The following is an 8,950-nucleotide window of genomic DNA, read 5'->3' as shown; positions in this document are numbered from 1 at the left end:
GTGGCATCTGGCCAATACCAATGTGAATCCCGGCGAGAGTATGCGCGTGTTTCCCCTGTCGAATTGGACCGAGCTCGACGTGTGGACCTATATCTATCTGGAAGACATTCCGGTCGTCCCACTCTATTTCGCAAAAGAGCGCCCCGTGGTCGAGCGTGACGGCACGCTGATCATGGTGGACGACGATCGTTTGCCCATTGATGAGGGCGAGGTGCCGCAGATGCGTAAAGTGCGCTTCCGCACGTTGGGCTGTTATCCGCTCACCGGCGCAATCGAGTCCGACGCCACGACATTGCCCGAGATCATCGAAGAATTGATTGCCTCCCGACATTCGGAGCGGCAGGGGCGCGTCATCGACCACGATCAAGTCGGGTCGATGGAGAAGAAAAAGCAGGAGGGGTACTTCTAATGGCGCATCTCAGTGTTGTTGGGGGCGCGAACGATAGTGCCAGCGATCGGCTTGCCGCCCGCCTTGTCGCCGAAGAAGATCGCGGGCTGCTGCGATTCCTGACCTGTGGCAGTGTCGATGACGGCAAGAGTACGTTGATCGGCCGTCTATTGTTCGATTCTCAGCTGGTATTCGAAGACCAGCTAAAGAACGTTCAGCGGGAATCCAGACGTCCCAATTCCAACCCGGGGGCGGAGATCGATCTGTCGCTCCTCGTCGACGGCCTTCAGGCCGAGCGCGAGCAGGGCATCACGATCGATGTGGCGTATCGCTATTTCTCGACGCCCCGGCGGAAGTTCATCGTTGCCGATACGCCAGGTCATGTGCAGTACACGCGCAATATGGCGACCGGTGCATCGAACTGCGACTTCGGTGTTCTGCTGATCGATGCGCGCCAGGGGGTGCTGACCCAGACACGGCGGCATGCGTGCATCCTGTCATTGCTTGGCATCAAGAAGGTCGCGCTGGCCATCAACAAGATGGATCTGATCGATTTCGATCAGGAGCGGTACAATGCGATCGTCGAGGACTTTTCGGCGTTCGCCGGACCTCTGGGCTTCGACTCGATCGTGCCCATCCCGGTTTCGGCGCTGAAGGGCGACAATGTCACGGCGCCGAGCGGCCACATGCATTGGTATCACGGTCCGACCCTGCTCGGGCATTTGGAAACGGTCGAGGTCGGACACAACAGGGAGTCGGGACCGTTCCGGTTCCCCGTGCAATGGGTGAACAGGCCGCATCTGGATTTCCGCGGTGTATCCGGGACCGTGGCGGGCGGAAACATCGAACCTGGAGACGAGGTGGTCATTCACCCCTCCGGCAAGCGTGTGCATGTGGCACGGATCGTGACGGCCGACGGCGACCTCGATGTCGCGCGGGAAGGCGATGCTGTTACGCTGACATTTGCCGAGGAAGTCGACGCGAGCCGCGGCGACTTAATCGCAACGCCCGATGATGAGCCTTCCGTGGCGGATCAGCTCGCGGCGAAGATTATCTGGTTCGACGAAGAGGCCATGTTGCCGGGGCGGACCTACACGATCCGGTGCGGTACGCAGACTTCGACCGCAACGGTCTCGTCGCTCAAATACAAGCTCAATGTCGACAATCTGGATCATGTTGCCGGCAAGACCTTGGAGATGAACGAGGCGGGGCTGTGCAATCTCAGCATGACCAAGCCTGTAGTCTTCGACCCCTATGGCGACAATCCCGAAACCGGCAGTTTTATCCTGGTCGACCGGTTTACCAATGCGACAGTGGCGGCCGGCATGGTCGAATTCGGCCTTCGCCGCTCGACCAACATCAAGTGGCAGGAGCTGTCAGTCGACAAATCTTCCCGTGCGAGCCTTAAGGGACAGAGGCCCTGTGTGCTGTGGTTCACGGGACTTTCGGGGTCGGGCAAGTCGACCATCGCCAATGCACTGGAGAGACAGTTGCATGCACTGGGCCGTCACACCTACATGCTGGACGGTGACAACATTCGGCACGGGCTGAACAAGGATCTCGGCTTCACGGACGCGGACCGGGTGGAGAACATCCGGCGTGTGGCGGAAGCCGCGCGGCTGTTCGTCGATGCCGGTCTCATCGTGATGGTGTCGTTTATCTCGCCATTCCGGTCGGAGCGCCGCATGGCGCGCGACATGCTCGGCGACGGCGAGTTCATCGAGATCTATGTCGATACGCCGCTTGAGGTTTGCGAGGCTCGTGATCCTAAGGGGCTGTATAGCAAGGCGCGCGCCGGCCAGATCAAGCATTTCACCGGAATCGACTCGAGTTATGAGGAGCCGGAGTCTCCGGATCTCGACTTGAATACGATTGATTTGCCGCCGGAGACCCTTGCCGAACGTGTGCTGGAAGAGCTCAGGCGCCGGAAAGTGGTGTAGGTGTAGCGGCCGCGTCGCGCGCGGGCCCTTCGCGGCCCACGCTCTCGTGTACGGTTGCCCCATCCGTGGCTGCAGCTACGAAGAGTAGCGCAATCGCGAGGAATGTCAGCGTGACGGCGGCGGTGATCGAACCCGCGACGATGAGCCCGGCCCGGCGTTGGCGTTCCTTGAAGTCCTTGATCAGGTCTCGAAGCTGCTTTTCGGCCGCGTGGTTCGGTACCGTGTCTTCACGACCGGCGATGGGCATGCCGCTGTCGGGACCGTCGGGGACAGTGCTCTCCTTCCCGATCTGCGGAGGTCCGAGATAAGCCCCAACAAAGGCGAGATTCGTTGGTGGGGAGACAAAGTCCGCCATCTCATGGGGATCCACGAAGACCTCAGCCGCCGGCGGCGAGGAAAGGCGATGAATGCCGCGGACCTCGCCGAACTCTTGGGTAAAGGTGGCGCGCCTCGACTCATGGAGGCCTTCCTTGAGCAGAGCCGTTGCACGATGGACGGGATGGGTGCTGAGCGCCACGCGAGACGATTGGGTCGACATTGGCAGGCTGAATTGGGTCATTAAAGAAGCTCCCTCTTTCGACGCGTCGAGCCCAGTGCCCGACAGCGCCCGACACCCCCGTTCCCCGCACTGTCAGAGCCCAATCCGCGCGGTGGCCAAGGCCTCCTTGTGGTGCCGCATGGGGTGACTGACAGCCTTCGAAGAAGCCCCCCTCGGCTCTCCCGGTTGACGGCCCTTCTAAAGACCCAATGCGCGAAAGGGGGCATGAGTTCCCGATAATGAAACCGGCGTCTGATTTTCGGGCGATAGCGCTCCGGCGCGTGCCGCTACGCCATGAAAGATGACCCGTGGGACGCTTGCGACGGGGCCGTCAGCATCCGCTGGTCGAGGCGAAAGGCTCTGCGATCGAGGCCGAAGCGCGCCGCGAGGGTCGCGGGCAGGACGTAACGGGCATAGATACCCCGTAGGACCCTGTGGGGGTCCCTTGCGTTTGCCCGGAGCTAGCGCCAGGGGGTGGGGCGCGAGGGCGTAGCAGCGCGCAATTGCGGCCGCACCGCCCGGGCGCGTTGCAAGGAACGGATCGCGATAGCGGCGGAGTATCCTGAGCTCGAAACAGTCATATCCAAGACCGAGAACCTCACAGCAGGCCGTCGTGATGAAGTAGCCTTCGGCGGAGGCGCATTGCTTGTTGTCTCGCTCCGTCGCGCGCGCGTCGGGGCGCGCCGTTGCCCAGTCGAGGGCTTGGCGCATCGTGCCGCAATCGATCTTGAAACGGCAGTCTTCGTCATCGTCCGCGAGGTGAAGCACGATTTCCATGCGGCCTTCGTTGCGGCGCAAAGGCGCCGTTGCCAGCGGCAGCAAGATCCCGACCGTGTTGTCGTAAATGTCCGTGCAGTTGCCGCAGAGCGGTGTTTCTACGATAGCCACGCAGCCGGGCCCCTTGGCCATGAAACTGCTCTCGGGATTTCGTAACAGCGCGTCCGACAAGGCCGTGCCCGCGGCGATGCCTTCGATAACGATCCGCGCGGCGAAGTTGGAACCGGCCTTGATGCTCAGCAATAGATCGCAGGTCTGTGGATTGACGGCCGGGATTTCGTTCTGGAGGATGCCGACGCTGATATCGCTGGCCTGGGTGCTCCACCGCCCGAAGCTCTTGGTGTCGAAGCAGTCCGGCGCCGACGAAGCCTCGTCCTCCGATGCGTGATCCTGCGCGATTGCGGGCAGGGGAAACGCGACCAGTCGCGTGCCAGCGACGGTGCCGATCAGAAAGCCGAGCGCGTGGCGGCGTGTCTAGTTGAGCATGAGGTAGTCTTCGGGAGACGTTGGCGCAATCGATGGACCTACACTAGCAAAGCGCAGGTTTGAACGGAGCCCGGAGGGCAGACCATCCTCTCAAGATGGCTTTATGGAGGCCCGGAGGGGCACGGTACGGTATACTGACGCATGTGATGTCCGAGAATCAGAAGCAGGCAAGCCAATGATGCGGTATCGGCAGGACAGGGCGGTCGCATGCCTCGTCCTGTCTGCATTTGTGGTCCTCCGCGTCGCCGAGCTGCCGCAGGCATTGGCGCAAGGGGCGCATGACTATCCGTTGCCGTCGTCGGCCAGCGAAGTCTTCAGCCCGATCCGCGAAGGCTTTACCGTTCCGCTCAATCCACGGGATGATCTGCGGGGGCCTAGGCTGATCGAGGATTGGCGCGAGGACCGGCTTGAGGATGCGCGCCAGACACGCTGGTCGGAGCTGCCGGTCTTCGTCCGCGACAGCACGCTGCACCTCCACAGCCGGACCTATTGGTTCGACGAGGACGATTTTGGCTTTGCAGAACCGAAAGCCCTCACGACAGGCGGATCGCTGTCATATGCCTCCGGCTATATCGCCAACTTCTTTCAGTTGCGGAGCGCGCTCTACACGACGCAGCCCCTCTATGCAAACGACTCTGCTGCTGCGACGCTGAATCTATCGCCGGACGGGGATCAGATCACAACGCTTGGCCAGCTCAACGGCCGCATGCGTTTTGGCGGCCATGAACTCACGGTCGGGCGGCAGCTCGTACGAACGCCCTATATCAACCCCTACGACGTGCGGATGATTCCGTTGACATTCGAAGGCGCCTCTCTCGTGCCCAGGGCCCAGGGGCCGGACCAGACGATCGACTACATCGCCTCCTATCTCACGCGATACAAGCCGCGCGATCGGGCTGACTTCGTTTCATTCAGTAACGGACTAGGGGTTCGGCAGGACGAGGGTGTTCTGATTGCCGGTGCGAGTTACCACAAGAACGGGTTGAACATCGGCGCCTCCAACTACTGGATCAAGGACACGCTCAATACCGCTTATGGCGAGATCGATTACATGCTGCTGGGTGATCGCCTTAATGGCGACGGTCCGAGCGTTCGCGTCGGCCTCAACTATTTGGACCAGCGGACGGTCGGCGGCCTCTTAGAGCAGCGTATCGTCGACAATGAGGTGATCCCAGGCACACCCTACGAGACCTATCAAGCGTCGGCGCGCATCGTTGCGAGCTATCGGGGCTTCGTTTTCGATAGTGCGTTGTCGAGGGTCGGAGACCAGGCGGGCATCCTTAAGCCCTTCGGATTCGGCACGTCCTACACGGCGACGATGGTGACCAACTTTCAACAGGCCGGCGTCGATGCCTATCTCCTGTCCCTGTCCTACGACTTCGCGAAACTTGGATTTGAGGGCGTCAAGTTCAAGGCCGCATGGGGCAAGGGTTGGGGCCAAAACGATCCCGTCACCAATGATGACTTCGCCAACCAGGAAGAAGTCGCTCTTCGGCTCGTCTACGCGCCGTCTAAGGGCCGTTTACAGGGTCTGCGTGTCGAGGTCGAATATATCGACTGGAAAGTCTTTAACGACGCATTGCCGAGTGAAGACCTGACCCAGTTCCGGACGATCGTGAACTACACCGTCCCGTTGCTCTGAGGCACGCCGTTCCCGCTCAGCGCATGAGCACGACGGGCACCTTGCAGGAGCGGATCATCTCGGTGGTGGTCGAGCCGATCACGAGCGTTCGGATTCGCGAATGGCCATAAGCGCCCATGACCAAAAGATCGATTCCTTCGGTCTCGACGAATTCGCCCAGCGCCTTGCCGGACTGACCTTGGAGCACGCGCGTTCCGGCTTCGTGGCCGCAGGCGGTCAACGTTGCGCCGGCGTTGTCGAGATCGTCTTGGCGCACCTCGTCGCTGTCCGTGGCCACCGTCGCGACCACGACTTCGAGCCCGGTGAAGAGCGGGTCCCGGGCAACATACTCTACGGCCTTCATCGACGACACGCCGCCGTCATAGGCGATCAGCACGCGGCGGACCGGCCGGAAAGCGCGATTGGCGACGAAGACCGACTTGTGGCTGGCACGCACGATCCGCTCGAAGTTCGAACCCAAATGTGACTGTTCGGGCCTGGCCTCCTCACCGCGCTTGCCGATGAGGATCATGTCGGCTGCGCCCTCCTTCGCCGTGACGGTGGCGACGAGATCGTCATAGCGCAAGCGGGTGACGACGTCGGTCACGCCTTCCGCCTCGATCAGCGTGCGGGCGTCGTCGAGGATTGCGCGCCCTTGCGCCTGGGCAAGTTTCGCGCGTTGCTCGTCGAGCGAACTGAGTTCCTCCAGAAGGTCCGACCGCGCCCCGAGCGCAATGGCGCCCGAGAGGTCGAGCTTGTCGCTGGCGCGACGGGGGTCGAGCACATGGTAGAGCTTCACTTGCGCGCCGGTGCGCGCGGCGATCCAGGCGGCGTAGCGGCACACGCTCGCGGAATAGGCCGACCCGTCGACCAGCACCATCAAGATTTTCGACATGGGTTCCCCTTAATTCTCCACCAGCTTGTCCATCGCACCTGGCTTGTCGTGCACGGCCAGACTGTCGACGATCGTCTCCGAGGCTTCGTTCATGCCGGCGATGACCACCTCGGCACCTTCGCGGCGGAATTTCAGTACCGCCATGTCGAGCGCCGCAACTGACGAGACGTCCCAAATATGGGCGCGGCTGACGTCGATGGTGACACGCTCCAGTGCCTCCTTAAAGTCGAACCCGGCCATAAACTGTTCCGCCGAGGCGAAGAAAAGTTGGCCCTCGATGACGTAGGTCCGGTTCCGCCCGTCGGGCGAAATCTCGGAGGTCACGCGGAAGAGCTGGGCGATCTTGCCAGCGAAGAAGATGCCCGACAGCAGGACCCCTGTCAGCACCCCGATGGCGAGGTTGTGGGTGTAGACGGTTGCGATCACCGTTGCGAGCATCACGATTGAGGACGAGCGTGGGTGGTCGCGCAGATTGCGGATCGAGGACCATGAGAAAGTTCCGATTGAGACCATGATCATGATCGCTACCAGCGCCGGCATCGGAATTTGCCCCACGATGTCGCCCAGCACGACGATGAGGAACAGTAGCATCGCGCCCGCCGTGAATGTCGACAGCCTCCCCCGGCCGCCGGACTTCACGTTGATCATCGACTGTCCGATCATCGCGCAGCCCGCCATGCCGCCGATGAAGCCGGTGCAGGTGTTGGCGAGTCCTTGGCCGACGCATTCCTGATTGCGGTCGCTGGGTGTGTCGGTCAGATCGTCGATGATGGTCTGGGTCATCAGGCTCTCAAGCAGGCCGACTGCCGCGATTGCTAGCGAATAGGGGAGAATGATCTGCAGGGTCTCCAGGGTGAACGGGATGTCGGGGATCAGAAGAATGGGCAGCGTATCGGGCAAGTCGCCCATGTCGGAGACCGTGCGCACGTCGAGATCCAGTGCCATGGAAGCAGCCGACAGCACGACGATGGTTACGAGCGGCGAGGGGATGGCCGTGGTTAGCATCGGAAACAGGTAGATAATGGCGAGCCCTCCCGCGACCATGGCATAGGTCACCCAGGTGACGCCGGTGAGTTCAGGTAGCTGCGCCAGGAAAATCAGGATCGCCAGCGCGTTGACGAACCCGGTGATGACGGACCGCGAGACGAAACGCATGAGATGGCCGAGTTTCGCGAGACCGGCACCAATCTGGATGAGGCCGGCCAACACGGTCGCGGCCAACAGGTAATGAAGGCCGTGGTCCTTCACCAGCGTGACCATCACCACGGCCGTGGCTGCGGTGGCCGCCGAGATCATGGCCGGACGCCCCCCGGTGATCGCAACTATGACCGCGATCGAGAAAGAGGCGTACAGCCCAACCTTCGGGTCCACGCCTGCGATGATCGAGAAGGCGATGGCTTCCGGGATCAGCGCCAGCGCAACGACGAGCCCGGCGAGAATGTCGGCGCGGACGTTTCCGATCCACTGGTCGCGATACGTATAGAGTGCGTTCATGCTCACCCCGATAAAAGGCCGTCGCTTCGGCCATACGGACGGGGCATGCGGCAGCTTGGCGATGGTCAGGAAGATTGGCGTTCAGCGGAAACCCAGGCGGAAGGCCAGTTTCCAACAGCGCAGGTGCTAGGTATCGGAAATCACGGCGGAGGCAAACGCGCGAATGCGCGCAGGGCCTAAAGGCGGAGGTTGGAGGGTCGGCCGCTCGGCCTTGGACGGCTCAGGGCAATTGGCTGGGAGACTAGGATTCGAACCTAGATTGACGGAGTCAGAGTCCGCTGTCCTACCATTAGACGATCTCCCACCAGTTTGGCAGGTAATTCAATAAGATGCGTTTTCCAAGATTGGGCGTGTTTTCCACTCATGGCTGCCGACTCGTTCGTTCTAGCCGCAGTACCGCAGCCTTGGCAAGCCGGGGTTGATCAAGGAAGCGGCTGTAGCGCCTTATCATGGCTTGCGAAATGCCAGTGATCGATTCGACGCCTTCTGGCGTCCCAGCCTACATCGCTGTCTTCGAGCCGCCATGGCTCGACATCGCGGGAATCTTACTAACGGCGGTAGGCTTCGCAATCGCTTTCGGCCCGACCCTATCGCGGTTTGTGGCACTGATTGCCATTGAGGATAAGCCGAGCCTCGATGACGGCAAACGCATTACGAACTGGGTGCTTTGTCGGTCTCATAGTGATGGTAATCGGAGCGTTGTTGCTTCATCGCGTCAGCGGGGTGGCTGGCATTGTTCCTTTCCAAATATTGTTGGCAATCGCCTTGGTTTTTCTGTGGCTTCCAATGCAACGAAGAGCCTATGGTCGGT

8 protein-coding genes and 1 tRNA gene are annotated in these 8,950 nt (G+C 61.2%); 4 read left to right on the top strand and 5 right to left on the bottom strand.

The features are described 5' to 3' along the window. Window positions 1–409, top strand: a 409-nt coding sequence (cysD, locus tag WBQ77_RS11630; RefSeq protein WP_424060381.1) for a sulfate adenylyltransferase subunit CysD, incomplete at its 5' end; no start/stop codon positions are given. Further along, window positions 409–2,328 carry a sulfate adenylyltransferase subunit CysN gene (gene cysN, locus WBQ77_RS11625; protein ID WP_424060379.1) on the top strand — a complete coding sequence of 640 codons (1,920 nt, stop codon included), beginning with the start codon at window positions 409–411 and terminating at the stop codon, window positions 2,326–2,328. The genes cysD and cysN, both read left to right, overlap by 1 nt. Here cysN and WBQ77_RS11620 read toward each other — a convergent pair. Together WBQ77_RS11620 and WBQ77_RS11615 are read right to left on the bottom strand one after the other, a co-directional pair. Next, complete coding sequence (locus WBQ77_RS11620) at window positions 2,306–2,887, bottom strand: hypothetical protein (protein ID WP_424060377.1); 582 nt, start codon at window positions 2,885–2,887, stop codon at window positions 2,306–2,308. The genes cysN and WBQ77_RS11620 overlap by 23 nt on opposite strands. Before the next feature lie 177 nt (window positions 2,888–3,064). Then, the gene (locus WBQ77_RS11615) at window positions 3,065–3,886 is read right to left on the bottom strand and encodes a hypothetical protein (RefSeq protein WP_424060375.1); all 822 of its coding nucleotides are present in this window, start codon (window positions 3,884–3,886) and stop codon (window positions 3,065–3,067) included. Window positions 3,887–4,304: 418 nt separating this feature from the next. Here WBQ77_RS11615 and WBQ77_RS11610 point away from each other — a divergent pair, with 418 nt between their 5' ends. Further along, the gene (locus WBQ77_RS11610; RefSeq protein WP_424042797.1) at window positions 4,305–5,771 is read left to right on the top strand and encodes an OprD family outer membrane porin; all 1,467 of its coding nucleotides are present in this window, start codon (window positions 4,305–4,307) and stop codon (window positions 5,769–5,771) included. 16 nt (window positions 5,772–5,787) lie between these two features. On the opposite strand, the gene WBQ77_RS11605 is transcribed toward WBQ77_RS11610, so the two are convergent. The 3 genes from WBQ77_RS11605 to WBQ77_RS11595 form a co-directional block, all read right to left on the bottom strand. Further along, window positions 5,788–6,645: a universal stress protein gene (locus WBQ77_RS11605; RefSeq protein WP_424060373.1), complete on the bottom strand. Its 858-nt coding sequence runs from the start codon at window positions 6,643–6,645 to the stop codon at window positions 5,788–5,790. Window positions 6,646–6,654: 9 nt separating this feature from the next. Further along, entirely contained in the window at window positions 6,655–8,139 is a 1,485-nt protein-coding gene (locus WBQ77_RS11600; protein ID WP_424060371.1) for a SulP family inorganic anion transporter, read from the bottom strand. 230 nt (window positions 8,140–8,369) lie between these two features. Further along, a tRNA-Gln gene (locus tag WBQ77_RS11595) sits at window positions 8,370–8,443 on the bottom strand. Between the two features lie 145 nt (window positions 8,444–8,588). On the opposite strand from WBQ77_RS11595, the gene WBQ77_RS11590 reads away from it, so the two are divergent. Continuing rightward, window positions 8,589–8,950 (top strand): hypothetical protein (locus WBQ77_RS11590; protein ID WP_424060369.1); only part of this gene is annotated, 362 nt, incomplete at its 3' end.

The sequence above is a fragment of the Methyloceanibacter sp. genome, assembly GCF_049590335.1.
Classification (GTDB): Bacteria; Pseudomonadota; Alphaproteobacteria; order Rhizobiales; family Methyloligellaceae; genus Methyloceanibacter.
The sequence above is the reverse complement of the archived record's forward strand: the minus strand, read 5'-3'. Positions and strand labels throughout refer to the sequence as shown.